This is a genomic window from Desulfovectis peckii (assembly GCF_055391705.1).
In genome coordinates, this window is record NZ_AP042409.1 from 81,512 (window position 1) to 104,072 (window position 22,561).

23 protein-coding genes are annotated in these 22,561 nt (G+C 41.9%); 16 read left to right on the top strand and 7 right to left on the bottom strand.

Annotation, left to right across the window (positions count from 1 at the left end):
- Nucleotides 1–17: 17 nt before the first annotated feature.
- Nucleotides 18–1,328, bottom strand: a complete 1,311-nt coding sequence (locus ACZ5NG_RS00360; RefSeq protein WP_464252058.1) for a sodium-dependent transporter — start codon at nucleotides 1,326–1,328, stop codon at nucleotides 18–20.
- 88 nt (nucleotides 1,329–1,416) lie between these two features.
- The gene (locus tag ACZ5NG_RS00365; RefSeq protein ID WP_464252059.1) at nucleotides 1,417–2,802 is read right to left on the bottom strand and encodes a tryptophanase; all 1,386 of its coding nucleotides are present in this window, start codon (nucleotides 2,800–2,802) and stop codon (nucleotides 1,417–1,419) included.
- A gap of 1,261 nt (nucleotides 2,803–4,063) precedes the next feature.
- Here ACZ5NG_RS00365 and ACZ5NG_RS00370 point away from each other — a divergent pair.
- The 5 genes from ACZ5NG_RS00370 to ACZ5NG_RS00390 all read left to right on the top strand — a co-directional run bounded on the left by ACZ5NG_RS00370 (nucleotide 4,064) and on the right by ACZ5NG_RS00390 (nucleotide 6,110).
- Nucleotides 4,064–4,552: an RNA polymerase sigma factor gene (locus ACZ5NG_RS00370; RefSeq protein ID WP_464252060.1), complete on the top strand. Its 489-nt coding sequence runs from the start codon at nucleotides 4,064–4,066 to the stop codon at nucleotides 4,550–4,552.
- Between the two features lie 28 nt (nucleotides 4,553–4,580).
- Nucleotides 4,581–4,892 carry a DUF4179 domain-containing protein gene (locus ACZ5NG_RS00375; protein ID WP_464252061.1) on the top strand — a complete coding sequence of 104 codons (312 nt, stop codon included), beginning with the start codon at nucleotides 4,581–4,583 and terminating at the stop codon, nucleotides 4,890–4,892.
- Between the two features lie 338 nt (nucleotides 4,893–5,230).
- The gene (locus ACZ5NG_RS00380) at nucleotides 5,231–5,503 is read left to right on the top strand and encodes a hypothetical protein (protein WP_464252062.1); all 273 of its coding nucleotides are present in this window, start codon (nucleotides 5,231–5,233) and stop codon (nucleotides 5,501–5,503) included.
- A complete protein-coding gene (locus tag ACZ5NG_RS00385) occupies nucleotides 5,500–5,814 on the top strand; it encodes a hypothetical protein (RefSeq protein ID WP_464252063.1) in 315 nt (104 codons plus the stop codon). The genes ACZ5NG_RS00380 and ACZ5NG_RS00385 overlap by 4 nt, the downstream gene beginning before the upstream one ends.
- A 32-nt stretch (nucleotides 5,815–5,846) precedes the next feature.
- Nucleotides 5,847–6,110 carry a PrsW family glutamic-type intramembrane protease gene (locus ACZ5NG_RS00390; RefSeq protein ID WP_464253078.1) on the top strand — a complete coding sequence of 88 codons (264 nt, stop codon included), beginning with the start codon at nucleotides 5,847–5,849 and terminating at the stop codon, nucleotides 6,108–6,110.
- A gap of 65 nt (nucleotides 6,111–6,175) precedes the next feature.
- Here ACZ5NG_RS00390 and ACZ5NG_RS00395 read toward each other — a convergent pair whose 3' ends face one another.
- Nucleotides 6,176–6,925, bottom strand: a complete 750-nt coding sequence (locus ACZ5NG_RS00395; protein WP_464252064.1) for a glucose 1-dehydrogenase — start codon at nucleotides 6,923–6,925, stop codon at nucleotides 6,176–6,178.
- Nucleotides 6,926–7,750: 825 nt separating this feature from the next.
- Between ACZ5NG_RS00395 and ACZ5NG_RS00400 the strand changes: the two genes are divergently transcribed.
- The 7 genes from ACZ5NG_RS00400 to ACZ5NG_RS00430 all read left to right on the top strand — a co-directional run bounded on the left by ACZ5NG_RS00400 (nucleotide 7,751) and on the right by ACZ5NG_RS00430 (nucleotide 15,498).
- Nucleotides 7,751–8,890: a hypothetical protein gene (locus tag ACZ5NG_RS00400; protein ID WP_464252065.1), complete on the top strand. Its 1,140-nt coding sequence runs from the start codon at nucleotides 7,751–7,753 to the stop codon at nucleotides 8,888–8,890.
- A gap of 243 nt (nucleotides 8,891–9,133) precedes the next feature.
- Entirely contained in the window at nucleotides 9,134–9,829 is a 696-nt protein-coding gene (locus ACZ5NG_RS00405) for a response regulator transcription factor (RefSeq protein WP_464252066.1), read from the top strand.
- Nucleotides 9,804–11,816 carry a HAMP domain-containing sensor histidine kinase gene (locus tag ACZ5NG_RS00410; RefSeq protein WP_464252067.1) on the top strand — a complete coding sequence of 671 codons (2,013 nt, stop codon included), beginning with the start codon at nucleotides 9,804–9,806 and terminating at the stop codon, nucleotides 11,814–11,816. Before ACZ5NG_RS00405 ends, ACZ5NG_RS00410 begins: the two co-directional genes overlap by 26 nt.
- Nucleotides 11,817–11,927: 111 nt before the next feature.
- Entirely contained in the window at nucleotides 11,928–12,806 is an 879-nt protein-coding gene (locus ACZ5NG_RS00415; RefSeq protein ID WP_464252068.1) for a DUF2935 domain-containing protein, read from the top strand.
- 243 nt (nucleotides 12,807–13,049) lie between these two features.
- The gene (locus ACZ5NG_RS00420) at nucleotides 13,050–13,946 is read left to right on the top strand and encodes a glycine betaine ABC transporter substrate-binding protein (protein WP_464252069.1); all 897 of its coding nucleotides are present in this window, start codon (nucleotides 13,050–13,052) and stop codon (nucleotides 13,944–13,946) included.
- Nucleotides 13,947–14,199: 253 nt separating this feature from the next.
- The gene (larB, locus tag ACZ5NG_RS00425; protein WP_464252070.1) at nucleotides 14,200–14,955 is read left to right on the top strand and encodes a nickel pincer cofactor biosynthesis protein LarB; all 756 of its coding nucleotides are present in this window, start codon (nucleotides 14,200–14,202) and stop codon (nucleotides 14,953–14,955) included.
- A gap of 3 nt (nucleotides 14,956–14,958) precedes the next feature.
- Nucleotides 14,959–15,498, top strand: coding sequence for an FmdE family protein (locus tag ACZ5NG_RS00430; protein ID WP_464252071.1), 540 nt, complete (start codon nucleotides 14,959–14,961; stop codon nucleotides 15,496–15,498).
- Between the two features lie 354 nt (nucleotides 15,499–15,852).
- Here ACZ5NG_RS00430 and ACZ5NG_RS00435 read toward each other — a convergent pair whose 3' ends face one another.
- The gene (locus ACZ5NG_RS00435; RefSeq protein WP_464252072.1) at nucleotides 15,853–17,220 is read right to left on the bottom strand and encodes a sodium-dependent transporter; all 1,368 of its coding nucleotides are present in this window, start codon (nucleotides 17,218–17,220) and stop codon (nucleotides 15,853–15,855) included.
- A gap of 394 nt (nucleotides 17,221–17,614) precedes the next feature.
- Between ACZ5NG_RS00435 and ACZ5NG_RS00440 the strand changes: the two genes are divergently transcribed.
- Complete coding sequence (locus tag ACZ5NG_RS00440; protein WP_464252073.1) at nucleotides 17,615–18,289, top strand: TerC family protein; 675 nt, start codon at nucleotides 17,615–17,617, stop codon at nucleotides 18,287–18,289.
- 86 nt (nucleotides 18,290–18,375) lie between these two features.
- Here ACZ5NG_RS00440 and ACZ5NG_RS00445 read toward each other — a convergent pair whose 3' ends face one another.
- From ACZ5NG_RS00445 to ACZ5NG_RS00455, 3 genes are all read right to left on the bottom strand, one after another.
- Nucleotides 18,376–18,927, bottom strand: coding sequence for a beta-class carbonic anhydrase (locus ACZ5NG_RS00445; RefSeq protein ID WP_464252074.1), 552 nt, complete (start codon nucleotides 18,925–18,927; stop codon nucleotides 18,376–18,378).
- Between the two features lie 158 nt (nucleotides 18,928–19,085).
- A complete protein-coding gene (locus ACZ5NG_RS00450) occupies nucleotides 19,086–19,589 on the bottom strand; it encodes a flavin reductase family protein (RefSeq protein WP_464252075.1) in 504 nt (167 codons plus the stop codon).
- Between the two features lie 25 nt (nucleotides 19,590–19,614).
- On the bottom strand, nucleotides 19,615–20,760 hold the full coding sequence (locus ACZ5NG_RS00455) for a THUMP domain-containing class I SAM-dependent RNA methyltransferase (RefSeq protein ID WP_464252076.1): 1,146 nt from the start codon (nucleotides 20,758–20,760) through the stop codon (nucleotides 19,615–19,617).
- A 272-nt stretch (nucleotides 20,761–21,032) separates the two neighbouring features.
- Here ACZ5NG_RS00455 and ACZ5NG_RS00460 point away from each other — a divergent pair, with 272 nt between their 5' ends.
- From ACZ5NG_RS00460 to ACZ5NG_RS00470, 3 genes are all read left to right on the top strand, one after another.
- A complete protein-coding gene (locus ACZ5NG_RS00460; protein WP_464252077.1) occupies nucleotides 21,033–21,359 on the top strand; it encodes a hypothetical protein in 327 nt (108 codons plus the stop codon).
- 62 nt (nucleotides 21,360–21,421) lie between these two features.
- On the top strand, nucleotides 21,422–22,006 hold the full coding sequence (gene spoIIR / locus ACZ5NG_RS00465; protein ID WP_464252078.1) for a stage II sporulation protein R: 585 nt from the start codon (nucleotides 21,422–21,424) through the stop codon (nucleotides 22,004–22,006).
- 91 nt (nucleotides 22,007–22,097) lie between these two features.
- Nucleotides 22,098–22,424 (top strand): hypothetical protein, encoded by a 327-nt coding sequence (locus tag ACZ5NG_RS00470; RefSeq protein ID WP_464252079.1) that lies wholly within the window; start codon nucleotides 22,098–22,100, stop codon nucleotides 22,422–22,424.
- The last annotated feature ends 137 nt before the right edge of the window (nucleotides 22,425–22,561 follow it).

Below are 22,561 nucleotides of genomic sequence, written 5' to 3' on the forward strand. Positions count from 1 at the left end.
TACCCCCTGGCTCAAGTTTAGAAACCACCTACAAGTACACCCATAATCAAGACCAAGATGGTTACCCCGCAGTAGGCATACTTTGCCCAGGATTCCCACCATTGGCCAATGGGTTTGGCGGCACCTTTGTTTACCTGGGCCCGGGCCTTATCAGCCCCATAAACCCAGAAGAAGACAAAGGCAGCCAGGGCCGCACCAAGGGGAACCAGATAAATGGAAACTGTGTCGGCAAATATGCCAAATAAATCTAAGTTCAGGTCCAGGGGAAGACCGATAATGAAACCGGCTATGGCCACGAAAATGGAAGCCTTCTTACGGTCAATTTTAAAGCGGTCCTGGATGGCTTCCACAGGCACCTCCATCAGGTTAACCGCCGAAGAAATGGCCGCAAAGGTTACCGCTGCAAAGAATAGAATGCCAAAGATATAGCCACCGGGCATGGCCGCAAAGACGTGGGGAATAACGATGAATAACAGGGGTGGACCTGCCTGGGGATCCAGGTTATAGGCAAAGGCCGACGGGATAACCACAAAGGCCGCCAACAGGGAAGCTATGGTGGTCCATATGGCAGTGTGAATGGCGGAGGAGGGGATATCCTCAGTCTCCTTGAGATAACTGCCGTATACCAGCATGGCTGCCCCGCCCAGGGCCACGGTAAAGAAGGCTTGGCCTAAGGCCATCACCCAGGTTATGGGATCCGCCAATTTGGACCAATCGGGTACTGTCAAAAAGGCAATCCCCTCTTTGGACCCGGGTAGCGTCAGTACCCTTATGAGCAGGATTATTAAAATAATGAAAAGCCCGGGCATCATAATTTTATTGGCCTTTTCAATACCACCGGAAATTCCTCGCATAATGATGACCATGGTCAGGACCAGGGCCAGAAAGTGCCAGACAATACTGGGAGCCTGCCCCGCAAAGGAACCGAAATAAGAACCGGGGTCAATGGAGCCGAAGGCCCCGCTTATAGCCAATACAAGGTACCTTAAAATCCAGCCACAGACAATTAAGTAAAAGACAAATACCCCGGATACCCCCAGTACCGGGAGAATTCCCAGGTAGGCGCCGTAACCCTTGCCCTTTTCCTTGAACACCTGCTCAAAGGCGCTGATAGCCCCAGACTGCCGGCTGCGGCCGAAGGCAAATTCACCCATCAGTCCGGTAACTCCCAGGCCGAAGGTGAAAAATAAATAGGGTAATAAAAAGGCTGCGCCGCCATAGGCGCCAATTCGATAGGGAAACATCCAAATGGAACCTAGTCCCATTGCCGCACCTACACTGGCTAAAATAAATCCGGTTTTACTGGACCAGGATTCACGTTCTGCCATAAATGAAACCTCCTGTTAATAAAATACGTATCCTGGATGCTCCAAAGGCCACCGGTAGGCTAGAGCATTCCTACCGGTGGGGAACACACTACTGGACAGGTCTTAAACGAGCCAGGAAATGCCGTAGTACCGGGGGCTCGTAGGTGAATTCCAGGCCTTTTAGGGTATGTGCCCTTTCCTTTACCCTGGCCAGACTCTCGGCAATATAATCCATATGGCTATAGGTATAAGTACGGCGTGGAATGGTTAGGCGCAGTAGTTCCATGGGCGACTGCAGGTTTTCCTTGGTATCGGGGTCTCGGCCCAGCAGGAAGGAGCCAATTTCCACCGCCCGGACACCGGATTCCAGATACAATTCATTGGCCAGGGATTGGGCTGGGAATTGATAATAAGGAATATGGGGTACCAGTTTCTTGGCATCCACAAACACAGCATGTCCACCGGTGGGGTACTGGAAGGGAATGCCGGCTTCTTTGAGTTTTTCACCCAAATAGGCCACCTGGCCAATGCGATATTCCAGATAGCTTTCATCCATGCCTTCGTATAAGCCCCGGGCAATGGCCTCCATGTCCCGGCCGGCCAGACCGCCATAGGTGGCAAAACCCTCCATCGGCACGCATCTGGCCCGGCAGAGATTGTATAATTCCTCATCTTCCTTGAAGGCCAAGATGCCGCCGATATTCACAATGGCGTCTTTCTTGGCGCTCATGGTAAAGCCATCGGCATAGCTAAACATTTCTTTGACAATTTCTTTAATGGACTTATTGGCATAGCCCTCTTCACGCTGCTTGACAAAGTAGGCGTTTTCGAAAGCCCGGGCAGCGTCAATAAATAACCGGATACCGTATTTGCGGGCTATTTCACTGGTCTTACGAATGTTTTCCACGGACACGGGTTGCCCGCCGCAACTGTTACAGGTAATGGTGATGATTATTGCGGCCACGTTCTCGGGTCCCTTTTCATTAATAATTGATTCCAAAAGATTGAGATCCATATTGCCTTTAAAGGGGTGATACTTTTCTGTGTCATAGGCATCTTCGATGACACAGTTCACCGCCCGGCCACCGGCCATTTCTATATGGCCCTTGGTGGTGTCGAAATGCATGTTGCTGATGAAAATATCTCCCGGTTTCTTAATGATAACAGGGAACAGTACCTGCTCGGCACCCCGTCCCTGGTGGGTGGGGATGGTGTACTTATAACCGAAGATATCCTCCACCGCTTCTCTTAGGTGATGGTAGTTCCGGCTGCCGGAGTAGGCCTCATCGCCCATCATCAAGCCGGCCCACTGGTAGTCACTCATGGCCCCGGTGCCACTGTCCGTTAATAAGTCTATGTAAACTTCATCACTGTTAAGCAAGAACAGGTTGTAACCGGCACGTTCCAGGGCCGCCTGCCTTTCTTCTCGGGAAATCATACGGATTGGTTCCACCATCTTAATCCGGAAGGGTTCAGGAATAACTTTTGGGCACATATGATCATCCTCCTTTATTAAATTTGAACCTATTATTTTGCAAAAAATAAAAAATTACTCATTAAAGGAGATAATTTCTAGGTAATTGAGCAGACCATTTTTAAAAAGAGAAAATACAAAATTGAGCCTAATGTTAGAATAAAGAGCATTGCCAAGGTGGCGGGTGGTATTCAGGCAGAACGGCGGTTTGAGGGATTTGAGTAAATAGAAGGTATGCTGAATTAATTGGGGGGTACTTATGGGAAAGGATGGAATAATTTAAAGTTAATTGGAGAAAGTTACAGAAGCACATCTAAGTGCTTGATATCCAATGGGGGTTAGGAACATGAGTTACGGGTATAAAGAGTATTAAAGAAATAGTGGAAATGATTAATTGACGTTATAAGCTAGGCTTTTATTATTGCTTTAAAGGATGAGCTTTTTGGATCATTTTACTAATCATGAAATTGGAAAATGTACTAATAGCCTTCCCCGATAACTGCTTTGCAGTGTCGGGGTTTTTTAATTAACTGCTTCCTCTAAAGGCTTTCTGGCTTTTCTTCTTGACCCAATGATTATAGCAAATTTTTAAGGAAAGTTTTACCAAATATTTCGAGTCACATATGTTTGATTTTTTATACTAAGAAGGCAATCTGATTAAATTTGAAAATTGACAAAATGGTACATTTTTAGTTATTATTAGGCATATTTTTCTATTATTTTAAAGGCTACCTTCATCTAGTTAGCTAGAAGTTCAGATACCATGATAGTTCCCATATTAAATAAATAATTGTTTAAATAATTTATGTGCGCTTTGAAAAATACCATACCTTAAAGCTTAGGGACAGCATCAAGGGACGCTCGTCCTTTTTTTTTAAATTCTCGAATCTTAATAGCGGATATTCTTAATAATCATAGATCCTGCTCACTAAACAGTTGACAATCAGTCATACACTAAGCAATCCCAAGAGCGGAGCAACCTTCGAAACTCAAGCCCCAGCAATCTTAACAATCCAGGATACCACCTTGCCGAATGAAAATGAATATATTCTGTTCCCGGTGACAGTTATTGACTGCTGGCAAATCATGGCAGATTGTTACAGTTAATTAAGCAGGGGATAGGGGTATCCTTTTAAAGTTTAAGTAGAACGTTGAATGTGATAAGCCTATTTTACACAGGTACATATTATTTTTAGGAGGAATTGTTACGGTAACAGTAGCCACTAATGAAGAGCTTTTTTCCGCTTACCTCAACGGTGACGGGAATGCCCTGCGGATTCTCATGGAACGCCACGGGGATGCTTTAACGCTCTATATCAACGGTTACATACACGATATTCATGAGGCCGAGGATTTGATGATTGAAGCCTTTTCACGCATGATCAATGCCAAGCCTAGGCTAACCAAAAACGGATTCAAGCCCTATCTGTATAAAACCGCCAGGAACCTTTCTCTGCGGCTTATGCAAAAGCGTCGCCGCCATTGCTTTTTTAGTCTTGAAGGTTTAGAAGACGAACCGGAAAGCGATATCCTGGTGGAAAGGGTGGTGCAATCCAAGGAACAAAACCGCATCCTGCGAAAATGCATGGCACAGCTTAACCCGGACTACTCTGAGGTGCTGTATTTGATGTTTTTTGAGAACATGAGTTATGCACAGGCGGCGCAGGTGATGGGAAAAAGCATAAAACAAATCGAACGTTTGCTGGAGCGTGGCAAAAAAAGCCTGCGCCCATTGTTGGAACGGGAGGGGATTACAGATCCGAACTACTGATGAACGTCTCGCCGCTGTCGAAAGGCGTGTGAAAGAATTGGAACAGCAAAAGAAACAGCGGCAGTACCGTTATATAGGCTTATCGGCTATTGCCGCCTGTTTGGTTATCATAGTAGGTATGGGAATAACTCAACCCCGCATCATGGCAGGGCTTTCCGGAGGGGATTATACCAATACCGGCGTGATGGCCAGCATTTTTTATGAGGGAAAAGCCCTCGGCTATGTATTGGTTGGCCTGCTGGCCTTTGCCTTCGGTGTGTGCGTGACCGCCCTTTGTTATCACTTGCAGCCCGGGAGACAGCAGGATAAGGAGGGCCATAACAATGATAGAAATCATTGACAATGGCATACAGCTTGCGGTCCTAATTGGCTGCTGCATTTACGCCGCCGTACTGTCAATAGGGCGTAACCAGCAGGTGTGGTTTTTGCTCACCTGCTTTTATGGAGCCTTTGCCCTTGGGCTGACCTATTGGCTGCTGTTCCTTGTGTTTTACTCGGAGACTCCTAAACTTTCTCCTGTATCAGATTTAAGCTGGCTGGCAGGCGTGTTATTTTTACTGGTGCTGCAAAATACCCTACGACTGCCGGGAGAGAGTACTTACCGACCTCTTTTGGCATGGGCTGCCCCTGCCTTTAGCACAATCATGTGCTTCTTTTTTTCAGGTGGGGCGACTTTTTTTGAATATTCTGTGGGCTGTGCTGATGGGGGCATGCGGCTATTACGCTCTGCAAGGGCTGCTGTTGGCTCGACGTCAAAGCAGTGAGATGCGCAACTGCCAATATTTTCACATGGCGGTATTGGCATTTGTACTGGTGGAGTATTGCCTTTGGGTTTCTTCCTGCTACTGGAAGGTTAGCAGCCTTTCCAACCCATATTACTGGTTTGACTTTCTTTTGACCGCCACCTTTTTTACCTTCCTGCCCACTCTCAAAAAGACGGTGGAAAAATGATTTATATTGAAAATGTATTTATTTGCATTGCCGCTCCCTTGCTAATTGCCATGCTGTGTGCCGATAAACGCAGTCGACCTGATTTTGTCTTTTTCATTGCGGGTATGGGCATGTGCCTTTTGTCCGCCTATCTCAATACCTTTTTTGCAAGCTTTTGCGGTGCCGACATGACACAGGCGACGGTGGAGCTTGCACCGGTGATTGAGGAAACCATGAAGCTTCTGCCCCTGCTATTTTTCCTGTTGGTTTATAAGCCGAAACGTTGGGAGGCCCGAAGCCCTATCCTTTTGAAAATGCCTGTTACCTCATAGAAAACGGCACATCCCAGCTTTTGTTTTTGCTCATGCGGGGTTTTGGCACGGGTGCGATGCATATTGTCTGCGGGGCGATCGTTGGCTATGGGCTCCTGTATGTATGGGAACGGCCGTGGCTAAAGGTGGCGGACACCTTTGGCCTTTTGTGCATTGCTATTACCTTTCACGCCATCTACAATCTGCTTTTGAGCGTGGGGGGTGCTGTGCAGACAATAGGACTCCTCATTCCTGCTTTCGCTGTTGTCGCCGGTATTGGAACCGCCAAGCTGCTAAGATCAAAACTGTCAAAATAAAGGGAAAAATCATAAGAGCTGCCTTTTAGGCAGCTCTTTTCTTGCCCAAGAAATTTTTTAATATCTTACTCTTCATAAATCATTTTTCGCGTCATTCCACCGTCTACAATAAGGTTAATGCCTGTGACGAAATCATTTTCTTTCGCGGTTAAATAAAGACAAGCTCTGGCAATATCCTCCGGTTTTCCTACCCGCCTGGATAGATGCTGTTCGTGATCAATGGGCCTAAGTTGGGCATAATCGCCTGTTTCAATCCAGCCCGGGGATATACAATTAACCGTAATTTTATCTTTGCTTAAGGAAGCTGCCAGGGCATGGGTAAGGGCGACAATTCCACCTTTACTGGCGGCATAGGCTTCGGAATTGGGTTCAGACATCAGCGCCCTCGTGGAGGCAATGTTGACAATAGAGCCGCCATCTCTGTTCTGACGCATATATTTTGCCGCTTCCCGTGAGCATAAGAAAACACTTCTTAAGTTTGTGTTTAGCAAATCATCCCATTCTTCTACGGGTAAATCATATGGTGACTTAAATAACCCTTTTCCGGCGTTATTGATTAAAATATCAATTCGCCCGTATGTTTGATAGGCGGCTTCCATTAAACGAACAATATCTGCCTCTTGCCGGACATCGGTTTGGACAAAAATCGCCTCTTTCCCCTGTTCCTTAATCAAAGAAACAGTTTCCGTTCCGGCTTTTTCATCGATGTCGGCTATAACGACATTAGCTTTTTGCATGGCATAATGGAAAGCAATTCCTTTTCCAATACCATTGGCGGCTCCGGTTATAATTACTGTTCTACCGGAAAAATCCAAGGCAATCACTTCCTTTTGAATTTATTATTAATAATTAAGTTAACACAAAAAAGGGATTGATAGTATTAGGTTTTTCATTATGCCTAAAGGGCAGTGCACCCCAGCTTGGCCCTGTGTGTGAAGACTGCGCAAGGGATAGGTGAGAGCTGCCTAAAGGCGGTTTTTTTGCCAAAAAATTAGCAGAAATTTTTTTAGTGGGGAATTTTCGCATTTTATGTATTTAAAAAAGTAGAAGGGTTTTTATGCATCATTTATTGATTACTAAGGAGGAATGCTTTTGGACGACACATAAACGCGAAAAGCGATGATTGAAAACGGCACATCCCAGCTTTTGTTTTTGCTCATGCGGGGTTTTGGCACGGGTGCCATACATATTGTCTGCGGGGCGGTCGTTGGCTATGGGCTTTTGTATGTATGGGAACGACCGTGGGGGTGCTGTGCAGACAATCGGGCTTATCATCCCTGCTTTCACTGTGGCCTCCGCTATTGGAACCGGCAAGCTGCTAAGATCAAAACGGCTAAAATAAGGAGAAAAAGGCTCATAAGAGCTGCCGAAAGGCGGCTTTTTTTGCTTAAAAAAATGCTGACGGAACAACCAACCGGCGATGTCACCATCACACTGCCCCATACCGGGTAACCGGCATGGCGGCAACCGTCATTGGAACCTGCCCGGACAGTAGCGGCAACTTGTTCACTGCCAAGTACATTTTAAACACTCCTTCTAGGGAAATACCGCGACTCATGCATGACAAAATATGGAACCCGTTAGATTTAAGCTGCATATAGTGACATTGAACGATAAACAAACTTGGGGGAGGTTAGCTTATGAGGCTAAAAGGTATTTTTGTTCTTGCGTTGATTTTATGCATGTGTCTTTTGCCGGTTAAAGCCTTTGCCGCTTCTCCTGAAGCAACACTTACAGTAGACGGAGAGCCGGTTGGCACCTATGCATCGGTACAAGAGGCAGTGGATGCAATTGAAAATACCGACGGGGATAATTTTGTTGTTGAAATAGCAGAAGGAACGGTAACCGATCCACTGAATATCTTACAGTGGCCAAACAAAAATGTAGTTATACAACCACAGTCCGGGGCATCTGTCGTATTTACAAATACAATTACAATTGACGGAAATGGCAACTTAAACAGTCCGGAAACTCTGTTGATACAAGGTCTTTCTTTTGATTTCACTGCAGGATCCCCTGCAAACTGTATTGATTTAAATTTGACTCCGGGCAGGGTCGGGTTCGCCTATCCGCATAATGTCACCATTAATGGCTGCAGTTTTAACGGTGTTTTTGACGGCACTGTAGCAGTTCAAAGTGCGCCCGGCGGTATGAGAAACATTGCTATAATCAATTGTACCGCTACCGATATGCACAGTCTGGCCCAGTTAAAGGCTGTAACGGGTTATGCATTTATTCAAAACTGTACCTTAAGTAATTCCGACGGCGGAGTAAACTTCTATGGCGTGGGAGATTTGATAGTTGACAGCTGTAATTTTGATGTAGTGGGCTATGCAGTTCGCAGCGGACAAAATGTGGGTGCCATTTCTAATACAGGCTCTGTAAATGTCAATAACAGCATATTAAATTCAAACTCCGCAGATGACGGTACAATTGTTTTAAGAGGCGACAGTACCAGTAATATCAATATTTTGCATTCTAACATAACAAATGCGGATTCAGACGGGGCGGTTATACAAAACCTTAATTCGGCAAGCGAAGAATTATATAATATTGATGTTGTAGAGTCAAATTTAACAGGACAAATCACCGGCATAGATTTGTCAACCATAACTACCATCGATGACCCCAACGTGCCAAATGGACCTGTTTGTGTAAGCGATGACACAGACAACAACAACTTAATTCTCTTATTAGAGCTTTTAATAGTGCTACTCATTCTGCTGCTTGTTATCTGTGTCTTTACCAGATGCCGCCGTTTACGTAGGAAAACATCGTAACAGTTGTTGATGTAAAAAGCACCCTCCGTATAGGGGGTGCTTTTTTTATGTTGTTTTTTATATTATCGGCAATATTATCTTTGACCGGCAAAAGCAGGGGAATCCCCTCCTTAAAAAATTAAGAACCTTTTTAAGCCGGTTGTATGTAAATCTTAAAAAAATCTTAAGAATTATAATAGCAGAATTTTAGAAAGTCCGTGCTATGATAAGCACAAGAGATATCTCTTAAGGTTTAGGAGTGAAGTGCCCATGTATAATATTTTAGTTGTGGATGATGAAAGAGAAATAGTAGCTGCTATTGAAATTTATTTAAAAAATCAAAACTACAATGTATTTAAGGCTTATGACGGAGAAGAAGCGCTAAAGATTTTTCAGCAAGAAGAGATTCATCTGGTGCTGATGGATATTATGATGCCTAAATTAGATGGGATTAAGGCAACGATGAAAATAAGGGAAAAAAGCAATGTGCCGATTATTTTTCTTTCCGCTAAGTCAGAGGATGTCGATAAAATTCATGGCTTGAACATCGGTGCGGATGACTACATCACTAAGCCTTTTAACCCATTGGAACTCCTGGCCAGGGTAAATTCAAATATTCGCCGATACACCAGTTACAACAAGGATAGCACGCCTCAGGAAAATGTGATCAAAATTGGCGGCATTGAATTAAATGATGTTAAAAAGGAAGTACTGGTAGACGGCGAGCCGATTAAGATCACTCCTTTAGAGTATAAAATTCTGCATTTATTGATGAGAAACCCCAATCGGGTATTTTCTATTGAAGAGATTTATGAAAAAGTATGGCAGGCACCGGCTTATAATCCGGATACCGTGACCGTGCATATCAGAAGGATTAGGGAAAAAATAGAGATTAATCCGAAAGAACCAAAATATTTAAAGGTGGTATGGGGCATTGGCTACAAATTCGAAGGAGACTAAAGGCAAAAAAACTGCTTGTTTAAAAAATTTTAACCTGGCAGCTACTACATGGGGCGTACTGCTGATTATGTTGATTTTAACGCTGGCTTCGGTATGCATCTATGCACCGGTTAAGGATGCCGTATTTAAAGATGATGTTAAGTTGTATTTAAAAAGTAAGGATTTTGCCAATACTTTGGCAGATTTAACCAATTATTTAATTCGAAAAGAAATTGCCAATCAAGATATTCATAATCATTATTTCGAAAATCTGGAAAATATTAAGTATTATTTGCGGGATATAAACAGCGGTGTTGTGGCCGGCAATATGAAAGGCAAGTCAATACCCTATGAACTGAACAATTGTCAATTTTACCTACATGTGATAACCGATGAAGAGGGTAAGCCGATAGCGGAAAGTAATTTAAAGTCATCTAGTAAAAGCATATTTCTAGAGGCTTTAACTAGGATTAACCAAGAGGATGCAACCGATTATCCGGCCAATTTAGATATTACCTATATTGTGCCGAAAAAACTGGCTGACAATAACGACCTGTTAATGGAGAACATTAAAAAATTTAATATTGAAAAGTACATGATCTTGATTTTAATTATTGGGGGTATAACCGTTTTTATTCTGTCAATTTTGGCTTTTGCCATCCCATATTCGGCGCAAAAACAAGCGGCCATAGTCAAGGCTTTTAACAATGCCTATTTGGAATTTAAATTTGCAATTTGGCTGGCCTTTTTTGTTATCAGTTTCATTATATTAGGATTAATTACCTCCTATCATAATTACGACTTTAATTATTTGAATATCATATACGATGCTAACTGGGTTTTTTATGTAATCGGCATTCCGGTGACCTTGGTTTTATGTACTTTAATTTATCTCAGCATTGTTTATGTTAAACACATTTACTATACCGGTATTACAGAAGGTATCCTTAAAAAAAGTTTGTTTGGCAAGTTGCTGATTTATATTAACAACAGCGCTGCCAAAACAATTGAAGAAATTGTAGATGCCGAATTAACCAAAAATTATTATCAAAAGCTGGTTACACTGTTAGCCTTCAACCTCTTGGTGTTGATTGTCATTGCTATAACCGGCGGCTTCGGTATATTTTTAGCGCTGCTATATACAGCAGTATTGCTGAATTATGCGGTAAAAACACTGAATAAATTGCGGGCGTTAAATGCAGCCGGCAGCCAATTGGCTAAAGGGGATTTTAATATTACCGTACCGGAAGATATGGGTATATTAAGCCCTTTTGCAAAAAATCTAAACAATATAAAAGAAGGCTTTAAATTAGCGGTAGAGGAAGAGATAAAAAGTCAAAACATGAAAACCCAGCTGATTTCTAATGTTTCCCATGATTTAAAAACCCCGCTCACATCAATTATTACCTATGTAGATCTGCTGAAAAACGAAGACTTAGACAGAGAAACTCAACAAGAATATATAAACATTCTGGAAAACAAATCTAAAAGATTAAAGGTGCTAATTGATGACTTATTTGAAGCCAGCAAGGCCAGCAGCGGCAATATTGATTTGCATTTAGAGCAGTTAGATGCCATTGCTCTGCTTAGACAAACTTTAGGCGAAATGGAAGAAAAAATTAATGAAAGCAACCTGCAGTTTAGGGTTAATTTGCCGGAAAGCAAAGTAATGTGCCAACTGGACGGGGCAAGAACCTACCGGATATTTGAAAATATCATCGGCAATATCTTAAAGTATGCCATGCCCAATACCCGGGTTTATATTGACGTTGTGGAAGGTGAAAAGGAGGTCAATTTTATATTTAAAAATATTTCCGCCTATGAAATGAACTTCGATCCTTCGGAAATTGTCGAGCGTTCGATCAGAGGTGATCAATCACGCCATACCGAAGGTTCCGGTTTAGGGCTGGCAATAGCCAAAAGTCTTGCTGAACTGCAAAAGGGAAGGCTAAACATCGATATTGACGGAGATTTATTTAAATTAACGGTGACTTTTCTCAAAATGTAACTTGCCTTTTATTTTTAATCATAGACAAAATTCAATACAAACTTACAAAAAAGCGAACCCTTTCCAATTTATTCCATATACTATGATTAAAAAGGAAGGGGGAGCTTTTTAATGGAGAAAAGAAAGGAATTTATTAACGAATCCTTACGTCAAAACCGATTTTGGCTGCGCATTATGCAAGAGCATGCCTTGTTTATAAGGCTGGGATTGCCGTGTGATGCAACTGAACTGATAAAAAGAGCAAAAAGACTGGAAGGCTTGTTTGCCCAATTAAGAGCAGTTGCCGACGAAACACCCCGTGACGTCAAAGCGGTATCAATGTTAAACAATGTTGTGATTAAGGCCTTAGATGAAATTATTGCTTATAAAAGTGACGTGCTGGGGCTGCTGGTAAGATGTAAACTGGGCGGCTTTAATTATCAGTTGTTAATTGATCATATTCGCCGGGAGGCAATAAGATTTCGCACCATTCTTTTACGCTTAGAACAGGGGATTAAATTGCCGCCGGCGGAAGAAGCGCTGCAAGAGGAAGTATTTTGGCTGCGCATCATGGGAGAACATGCGCAATTTATTGCCCATTTACTTGACCCATCGGAAAGAAATCTGGTAGCTCAATCATTGAAGTTTGCCGAACGTTTTGAAACATTGCGTCTGCAGGCCGGTGACTTAGAATCAATGGTTGTTCCTCGCAGCTTTGAAAATTATTTGTTGCCGGAAAAATTCTTGGCCCGCAAAATGCTGCCTGCTGACTTCGGAGACGGCTTGCCAAATGCATTTGTCATTCCCAGGTTAGAAAGATTTAACCAAGAGGTCATTATGGCCACAAAAGACATTAAAGAGTTTAAAGCTACTGCGAAAAAATTAATTGATGATTGTACGGTACTTAGTGTGATCAACCCACTGTTGGCTGATCACGTGCTTCGCGAGGCGCAAATGGCTTTACAGGATTTAAATATTGTGCAAAATAAGCTGCCGCTGACTGATAGATGATTAATTTTGCTTACCCCGGGCAAAGCCGGGGTTTTTTATTTATTAACAAGGCAATAAATTGGCAAAACTTTTCCAATTGTTTATATTTGGTAGATGTATTTCAAGTTATTTCTAATAATACTTTATTACGACGGTATAATCATAATAAATGCTTAGATAGTTAACGAAGTAACATATTATCAAGTTAAAGCAATTTTGCCAATGTCCAAAGGCTATGGTTATAATGACACAAAATTTAAGGGGGTGTTTTTTCTGAAAGTTTATCGCAGTAAATTATTGTTTATTGTGGTCATGGCACTGTTGTTTTTAATGGTTGCTTGTACATCTAACAGTAATACAGGGCAAAATGCAGAGGAAACAAAAGATGCTAACAAACACACCATAACCATCGGTTTAAATAATTGGGCAGAAAATATAGCTGTTTCAAATATGTGGAAAGTTATTTTAGAAGAAGAAGGTTATGAGGTAAAATTAACGAACGGTGAAAAAGCCATTATTTATACCGGTGTAAACAAAGGTGAATTAGACCTAGGTTTGGAAGTGTGGTTGCCCTATACCGATGAGCCATATTACAATCAATATAAAGAGGGGTACGCAAAAATCGGCCCTTGGTATGAGGGAACCGGCTTAGGCTTAGTAGTACCTTCTTATGTTAATGTTAACAGTATTGCAGAATTGAACGATAAAAAGGATATGTTTAACAGCCAAATAATTGGGATTGAACCGGGTACCAGCATCATGCGTATGACTGAAGAAGCCATCGAAGTATATGGATTAGATTATAATCTAATTGGCAGCTCTGAAACAGCTATGCTGGCAAGTTTAAAGTCACATTATGACGAACAGAAGCCGATTTTAGTAACCCTATGGAATCCACATTGGGTTTTTGCTGAATATGATCTTAAGTACCTCGAAGATCCTGAAAAAATTTATGGTGATGAAGAAGCAATTTACGCCATTGCTAATAAAAACTTTGCCGACAACAACCCTGAAATTGTTAAATGGTTGTCTCAATGGAAAATGGATGACCATAGTCTAGGCGATTTGATGTCTACAATTAATGAGGTAGGTGATCCTGCCGAAGGGGCTAAAATTTGGGTTAATGAAAACCGCAACTTGGTTGAACAGTGGTTAGAATAATAAAGGGGCTGAAGTACTAGGGGCTTAAGTTCCTAGTGCGACAGCCTTTTTATTATTGCTTAGAATTGATTAAGTTTAAACAATCGGTTAATCATGCTTTTCTACATAAAGTTGACAAATGCCCAGATTGGCATTAATTTAATTTTAGCAAAATAAAATAGAAATTAACCAAGCGGGCAAAGCCGGCAAGCAGGTAACTCAAAAAGAGCTTCATTTGTGTTTTGGACGGTTTAGTAATAAGGAGAGATTTTCTGTGGAACAAAGGGAGCTAAAAAATATACTTAACGATGTTAAAAACAATCTTTTATCAGTTGAAGAAGCTTTAGAAAAATTAAAGAACCTGCCCTATGAAGACTTAGGCTTTGCTAAGATTGATCATCACCGAAAACTACGGCGCGGATTTGCCGAAGTTGTATATTGTGCCGGGAAAACTGCTGAGCAGGTGAAAGAAATTTTCCGATCCTTAGCTGCCCACTCAAACGGCAACATATTGGGTACCCGTGCTACTGCAGAGATGTATCAGTCGGTTAAAGAGGCGGTTCCGAATGCGGAATATCATAATTTGCCCCGTTTGATAACGGTAACTCGCGGAGAGCAAAAAAGAGTGGGCTGCGTTTTGGTAGTTTGTGCCGGTACATCTGATTTGCCGGTGGCAGAAGAAGCAGCGATTACAGCGGCGTTAATGGGCGCAAATGTAGAGCGCTTGTATGATGCCGGTGTAGCGGGGATTCATCGGTTGCTTTTGAACAGGGATAAGCTTAATAAAGCAAGGGTCATTGTGGTGGTAGCCGGCATGGAAGGGGCTTTAGCCAGCGTGGTAGCCGGAATGGTTGACAAGCCGGTGATTGCGGTGCCGACAAGTGTAGGATATGGGGCCAGTTTCAATGGCTTGGCGGCGCTGCTGGCTATGTTAAACAGTTGCGCCTCCGGCGTTACGGTGGTAAACATTGATAACGGTTTTGGGGCCGGTTATGCGGCGGCAATGATTAACTGTCTAGGGGAGGATTAGTCAATGGGTTTTGACGAAAAGTTGTGGCAAAAATGTGTCGAGTTTCATGGGCACCAGTGCCCGGGATTGGCGATCGGTTTTAAGGCGGCAATGGCAGCAAAAGAACAAATGGGATGGAGTTTTTCGGCAGATGAAGAAATTGTTTGTGTTACCGAAAACGATGCCTGCGGTGTAGATGCCATTCAAGTATTAACCGGGTGTACTTTCGGTAAAGGCAATTTATTGTATAGGGCTCGCGGCAAGCAGGCCTTTAGCTTTTTTAACCGGGCGACAGGGGAAGGCTTGCGGTTGGTGTTAAAGAAGCCTCATAGAAAAATGACGCGGGAAGAACGTCAACAGTACATCTTAAATGCCGAGGCAAAAGATTTATTTGAATTTAAAAAGCCCCATTATAAACTGCCGGAAAGGGCAAAGCTGTTTACCACGGTAATTTGCGAACAGTGCGGGGAAGGCGTTGCTGAAAACAAGGCAAGACTCAGCGACGGCAAAAAGGTCTGCCTGGATTGCTTTCCCGAGTACTCCCGCGGTTGGGAGAGCAAGTAGGGATAAAAACGGCAGTGAAAGAACCGGCAGTTGACAAACAATTTTTTAAAGAATATATTTTAAGTAAGCAGTTAGTTATAAATTAAATAAATTCTTTGGAAAATTTCGATCATTTTGGCTAATAAGCAGGTATTTATTGCTCGGCCTAGAAATAAGATTATAAAAAGAGGAGGGGTGTCTGATGGAAGCCGGCCTGATGTGGGTATTATTTATTTTATGCTTACCGTTTATTATTTTAGGAGTACTGAAGTTTGATAATTCGTTCAACGAATAAGGTTAATTTTCGCGGTATTATTAAATTTATAGGGTGTTATTAAAAACGGACTTTGCATCGCGATGAAAGTCCGTTTTTATTTATATTAATTCCAAGCCGTTTAATAGCACAATAAGAATCGCTACCGGGGTGATATAACGAATAATGAATAAATATACCCCCACAAATTTTCGGTTATTTAATTTACCGTTGTTGGATAACTCGGCAATAACCTTTTTCGCTCCTAATACATAACCGACAAATAAAGTAATAAAAATACCTGCCAGCGGCATTAATATGTTGGAAGAGGCAAAATCCATTAAATCAAACATATTCAGATTAAACAATTTAAAGTCCGCTAATACACTGAATGACAGTGTTGCCGTACTTCCCAACAGGGCAATGGCCAATACACTTACTAAAGCGGCGTTTTTTCTGCTCCAATTTTTTTCTTCATGCAGGTAGGCTACCGGTACTTCCAACAATGATATCATTGCCCCTATCGATGCGATAGCTGTCAGGGTAAAGAACAAAGCTAAGAATATGCTGCCCAGCGGCATGGAGTTAAACACTATTGGCATGGTAAAAAACAGCAAAGGTGGTCCGGACTCCGGCTCAAATCCAAATGCAAACACGGCGGGAAAGATAGCTATCCCGGCCAGCATCGAAACAATAATATCTGAAATTAGCACTTTAAATGCGGTGCCGGGGAGGTTTTCATTACTGCCGATGTAACTTCCGTATGTGGTCATTGTACCAACACCCACTGACAGTTTAAAGAATGCCAGTCCTAACGCCACTAACACTGTGGAAGCGGTGATCTTGCTGAAATCCGGCTTAAAGAGGAATTGCAGGCCTTCCTCAGCACCCGGCAGGGTAAGTGAACGAATACAGGAAATTACCAGCAGTATAAACAGCAGTGGCAGTAAGGTTTTAGTTACCCGTTCAATGCCGGCGCGCACCCCGGCGATAATTACCAAGCCGGTAATGATTAGCACCAGCCACTGCCAAAGTAACGGCAGCCAGATTTGTCCGGTAAAATTTGCAAACGCTTGTTGGGCGCTTTCCGCATTGACGATATGCAAACTGCCGATGGCTGCTTTAAAGGCGTAGGCAAACACCCAACCGGCAACAGTGGTATAAAAGCCCAAAATTAAGATAGCGGCAAACATGCCGGCTATTCCGGTAAAATACCAAGGCTTGCCGGGGGCAAGTTTTTTATAAGCGCCAACGGCGGCAGTTTTTGAATGTCTGCCGATAATGAATTCAGAGATCATTACCGGAAGGCCGACCAAAAGGGTACAAATTAAGTAAATGAGGATAAAAGCCGCACCGCCGTTAGCTCCGGTTACGTAAGGGAACTTCCATATATTTCCTAAACCGACTGCTGATCCTAAGGTAGCTGCAATGACGCCTAAACCGGTAGCAAAACTCTCTCTCTTGATTGGCTGTTCATCGTTTTTGCTCAAATAAATCCACCTACTTTAATTTAACGTGTTGTAAATAACGTACTTGCATATTATATCAAATAAAAAAGGTCATATTAAAGAGAAATTATACCGAGCGGTGAATATAGGATAAGATAATTGTTGCGTTTAAAATTAAAAAACAATATTGTTAATGGATAGCGATAATGATATAATTATTCCAAGAAATTAAAATTGGTAGAAGGGGAGTAGCTTTAACAACAAAGTCGTCAGGTCGAGGTTTTTCCTCCGGCTTTGTTGGCAACTACGAGTTGTTAGCAAGACCTTTGCCATGGGAGGTGAAGGTCTTTTCATTTTGCCCTAACTGAAGTTAATTTAGATTAAAATTTGGCGTATATCTGCTTAATGTTGATGAAATGATAGCAAGGGGGTAAAAATGGACATTTTATCTGCAGAGTTTATTACAGCTGTTATATCAATTGTCATCATTGATTTGGTTTTAGCCGGTGATAATGCCATTGTCATCGGCATGGCAGCTCGTAATTTAAAGCCGGATACCAGAAAACAAGTGATTATTCTCGGCACCTTGGGAGCGGTGGTGGTTAGAATATTAGCCACCTTGGCAGTGGTGCAGCTTCTGAAAATACCTTTCTTAAAATTTATTGGCGGTATAATTTTAGTCTGGATAGCTTACAAATTATTGATTGCAGAAGATGATCCGGAGGTAAAAAGCGCAAATTCCAAATGGGAGGCTGTCGCTACCATTATTGTAGCCGATATTACCATGGGATTAGACAACGTGTTGGCAGTCGCCGGAGCGGCCCACGGCTCTTTTTTGCTGGTGGTAGTTGGGTTGTTAATTAGCGTGCCGATAATTATTTGGGGCAGCACAATAGTATCTGCATTAATGAACAAGTATCCGGTTATTATTTACATTGGTGCGGCAGTATTGGCTTTCACGGCTGCCCGGATGATTGTGGAAGATCCGAAGATTGCTCCTTTTATTGCACCGTATCCCATTGTGCATTGGGGATTTATAGTAGCGTTGGTGGCAGCGATTTTAATTTTAGGTGCAAGAAGCAGAAAAAAACAATATCAGCAGGAAGCGTAAAAAAATTGTATATTACATAAAAAGACTCCCTTGCGGTAACGCTGTTATTGTTTCAGCAACCTACCGTCAAGGGAGTAAATTATTTTTTATTCATTGTACCCGTTAATGATTATTTCAAGTTCTCCGGTTGATTGATTAAACATTAATCCGTGTATCGGCACGTCTTTGGGAATCAGAGGGTTAGAGCGAACTTTTTTAACTACGTTTTTAACGTTTTCAACCGGATCGCGATAACTGTCTATCCATAATCTTAAATCATCTTCGATAACTTTTATGGCGTCCTCTGAGATACCTCTGGCAAGCATGTTATTAATTAGCTCATCGGATGTAGTGGTGGCCATGCCGCAATCATAATGGCCGATAATAGCAATTTCTTTCACTTCCAGCTCGAAAATGCAAATCAAAAAACTGCGGATAACGGAATCAAAGGATCCGGTAATGCTGTTGCCGGCATTTTTTATTACTTTGGCATCGCCGCATTTAATGCCCATCGCCCATTCTAAAGATTCTACCAGACGGGTGTCCATACAGGTAAAAACAGCAAGGTGTTTGGCGGGAATTTTAGACGGTGCCGGGGTGTAAGAATTAGATTTAATGAATTCTTTATTATGTTGGATAATTTGTTCTAAAAGGCGCACCCTTGTACCTCCTTTCACATCTTTAAGCAATATTTATTCTATGACGCCGTTAAAATTCCTGCCAAAAGTTTTGTCACTGCACAAAGAAAGTAAAAAAGTATGGTGAACAGATTTTGTGCTGTCACCATACTTATCTTTTGTATCAGGGTTGTTAAGGTTTATTTCGTATAGCAGGCTAAAATTTCTCCGTAGTAAATAACATGGTAGTCATTTTGGGCGTAGCTGGTTTCTTTAATGTTTTTATCCAGCAGGGCAGGCTCCATTGTTTGCCGATAAACAATTTTGCATTCATAATGCAGATCGCATTCCCCAACAATAGGAGTTTGCACAACTTTTCCCGGTTCAGCCGTTAAATTTAGTTCTTTGAATTTGTCATAATCCCGTCCCGATTTTGTTCCGCAAAAAGCCAATTCTTTCTTTAAATCTTTATGCACGGGAATACTTACGGTGAACTCTTCGGCAGTTTCTAACAATTGGTGAGTGTATCTTGAATATCTGACTAAGACAACAAACATCGGTTTACCCCAAATAACGCCTACCGTACCCCAACCGATGGTCATGGTGTTAAGTTTATCACCGCTTTTTACCGTGAGAAAGGCACCTTTAGGCAATTGTTCAGTAAGTTCTTTTAAATATTCATTGTATTTAACGTCTTTAGCCATTTAAACAACCCCTTTATAAGTATTTCTATTTATCGTTATTACGGGGCGGCGGTGGCCCCAAATAATGATAATAGTTACATTTAATGCGCCCGTTGTATAGCTTTCTTTTTTTATCGGCTTTTTTGCCATAGTGTTTTTCAAAACCCGGATGTGAAGTAAGCACATAAATAGACCAAGTATCCAGCGGCTTAAATACCTGCCCCATTGTTTTGTATAGTTTTTCCACTGCACTGCGTTCACTGAGGCGCTCACCGTAAGGAGGGTTGGTAATAATACAGCCGTATTTTTTCTTAGTGCTGAAATCGGCAATGTCTTGGGGATGAAAATCAATAAATTCATCTACACCTGCTTCCCGGGCATGATAACGGGCCATGCTTAAAACTTCTTTATCGATGTCGTATCCCAAAATATTTAAAGGTTGATCGTACCGGGCAGCCTGATGGGCGTTGCGGCGTACTTCCTGCCAGTATTTTTTAGGAATTGCCGGCCAGTCTTCGGAAACAAAATTGCGCGTTAATCCCGGAGCAATGTTTTGCCCAATTAAGGCCGCTTCAATGGGAATTGTTCCTGAGCCGCAGAAAGGGTCAATCAGCAGGCGGTCAGGCTGCCAGTAGCTTAGCAAAATCATGGCTGCAGCCAGCGTTTCTCTTAACGGTGCTTTGGCGGTAAGTTTGCGGTAGCCCCTTTTATGCAGGCCGGCACCGCTGGTGTCGATAGTTAAGGTGGCGATATCTTTTAACAATGCCACTTCAATTTTATATGTCGGGCCGGTTTCTTTAAACCACTCTCGTTGATAAACTTCCTTCATTTTTTCCACTACCGCCTTTTTTACAATTGCTTGACAATCGGGAACACTATGTAAGGTAGATTTAATTGATTTTCCGGTTACCGGAAAGTGAGCATCTTCCGGAAGCCAATCCGGCCAGGGCAGGGCTTTGGTTTGTTGAAAAAGTTCTTCAAAAGTAGTGGCTTTAAATTCGCCCATTTTTAACAGTACGCGATCGGCTGTCCGCAGCCAAAGGTTAGTATGACAGATAGCATACTCGTTAGCTACAAAGGTAACCCGCCCGTTTTCCACTTTTAAGTTGTTATATCCCAACTGTTTTAGTTCATAGGCTACAACGGCTTCCAGCCCGAAAGCGGCGGTAGCGATTAGTTCGATTTTTGCCATAACTGCTCCTTCTAAAAATTGTACCTTGGCGAATATATTAGCCAAGGTGCTTTATATTATGGTATAGTATTTAAAATCAAGTTAATAATTATAAGTTGGCAAGGGGATATACATATTGCCACCTAATGATAAGGGAAATTTTTCTATGGTTACAGTCTAAACTAAAGGATAATAAAATGCAAGAAAGCAAATGCACCATACTTTACATGTTTTTTTGCTCAATGGTAAGATGATTGTATTGAAAATCACATACATATTAAGGAGGGTTACCTTTGGCCAAAAAGAAAAAGGCATTAGCTGCCCAAAGGCGCCAAACTCACACCTATGTGAAAAGAAGTTTGATCTTAATGGTTTTTATTAAAAGTATGGGCAATTTACTGGCTCAAATAGGTCTGTTGTTTGCCGGTAACAATACTGTCTTTTTGATGATTGCTACGCCGACATTAATTTTTGCCGTCGGTTATTTGCTAATTAAAAAATTTGTCACGGAAGAACTGGCAGTTAGAATTGAAAAACTAATACCGATATTTTATTTGTTTTTGGTATTAGCATGTGTAGGTAATGTTGCTTCATTTTTAAAGAATGTTGGCTTTTTCTAGTATAAAAAGCTTAAAAACACCTCATACTATTACTAATTAGTTAGTGATAGGTGGGGTGTTTCTTGGTTATAAAAAGAAATATTAGAGTTTTAGCTTTAATATTATTAATAGTAATCAGTTTGTGTGCATGTAGTTATAAATATTATATAGAACATCAGTATACTGAACAGTTTATTAGGCTTCATGTTATTGCCAACAGTAATACATTAGAAGATCAAGCACTAAAATTACATGTTAGAGATGTTATTGTTAATGAAATGAAAGCTAAGTTTGAGGGCTTAGACAGTAAAGAAGAGGCGCTGGCAGTAACCCGCGAAAGCTTGGCGGAAATTCAAAACCTTGCCGCTGAACAAATTAAAAAAGAAGGCAAAGATTACCCCGTACAGGTAATGCTAGGTAATTACCGCTTTCCGGAAAAAACCTACGGTGATGTTACTTTGCCTGCCGGAGATTACCAAGCGGTGCGGGTAGTTATCGGAGAAGGCAAAGGACGTAACTGGTGGTGTGTGCTCTTTCCTCCACTGTGCTTTACTGATGGCGTAAAAGAAATTAAACCGGGAGAGAAAGCGCGAGGTTATAAAATATTTGAACGGGACAATATAGAATTCCGCTTGCGTTTTTTGGAGCTGCTTGGCATTAAAAACTAATTAACCGGGATTATTTTATCGTCCCGGTTTTATTTTTTTGCTAAAGGGAAAGGATAGTAATAATTACCAAAACATTAAAGGAGCGATTAAGTTGAAATTTAAAGAAATTGATGAACAGGCGGCAATGGAGTACTTTGATATGTTAAAAGATGCGCCTTCTATTAAGGAAATTTTAGAGACCTACCCGGGAGTAGACAATTTAATGCACGTGATGACTGCACAATTGGCAACTCATTTTATTCTTCCCTGGGTAGAAGGTAAAATGGAAGTGGAAAATTTAGTGGAAGCAATCAGAAGATTTTTAATTACCGCATTGGCTTTTGGCATAATATTGCAGCGCAACGACGAAGCAACCGATTATATTATGGATCTTTATAATAAGAGCAGCTATCCGAAGGGAACGGAAGATATCGGCTAATCCACAACCGGCGTTAAAGATCGCCAGGGCCATTTACACTTCGTAAAGAAAATTAAAGCTTCCGGCTGCGTCCGATTGAACTGCTCCCTGTCAATCAGACGGCCGAAAAAAGAAAAACTTTTAACCGGACTCCTAAA

Bases quoted from the DNA above. Each gene is read 5' to 3' on its own strand.
- ACZ5NG_RS00440 (WP_464252073.1), top strand. From the start codon at position 17,615: ATGGACATTTTATCTGCAGAGTTTATTACAGCTGTTATATCAATTGTC.
- ACZ5NG_RS00370 (WP_464252060.1), top strand. From the start codon at position 4,064: ATGGAACGCCACGGGGATGCTTTAACGCTCTATATCAACGGTTACATA.
- ACZ5NG_RS00365 (WP_464252059.1), bottom strand. From the start codon at position 2,802: ATGTGCCCAAAAGTTATTCCTGAACCCTTCCGGATTAAGATGGTGGAA.
- ACZ5NG_RS00385 (WP_464252063.1), top strand. From the start codon at position 5,500: ATGATTTATATTGAAAATGTATTTATTTGCATTGCCGCTCCCTTGCTA.
- ACZ5NG_RS00400 (WP_464252065.1), top strand. From the start codon at position 7,751: ATGAGGCTAAAAGGTATTTTTGTTCTTGCGTTGATTTTATGCATGTGT.
- ACZ5NG_RS00415 (WP_464252068.1), top strand. From the start codon at position 11,928: ATGGAGAAAAGAAAGGAATTTATTAACGAATCCTTACGTCAAAACCGA.
- ACZ5NG_RS00455 (WP_464252076.1), bottom strand. From the start codon at position 20,760: ATGGCAAAAATCGAACTAATCGCTACCGCCGCTTTCGGGCTGGAAGCC.
- ACZ5NG_RS00390 (WP_464253078.1), top strand. From the start codon at position 5,847: ATGCGGGGTTTTGGCACGGGTGCGATGCATATTGTCTGCGGGGCGATC.
- ACZ5NG_RS00430 (WP_464252071.1), top strand. From the start codon at position 14,959: ATGGGTTTTGACGAAAAGTTGTGGCAAAAATGTGTCGAGTTTCATGGG.
- ACZ5NG_RS00360 (WP_464252058.1), bottom strand. From the start codon at position 1,328: ATGGCAGAACGTGAATCCTGGTCCAGTAAAACCGGATTTATTTTAGCC.
- ACZ5NG_RS00450 (WP_464252075.1), bottom strand. From the start codon at position 19,589: ATGGCTAAAGACGTTAAATACAATGAATATTTAAAAGAACTTACTGAA.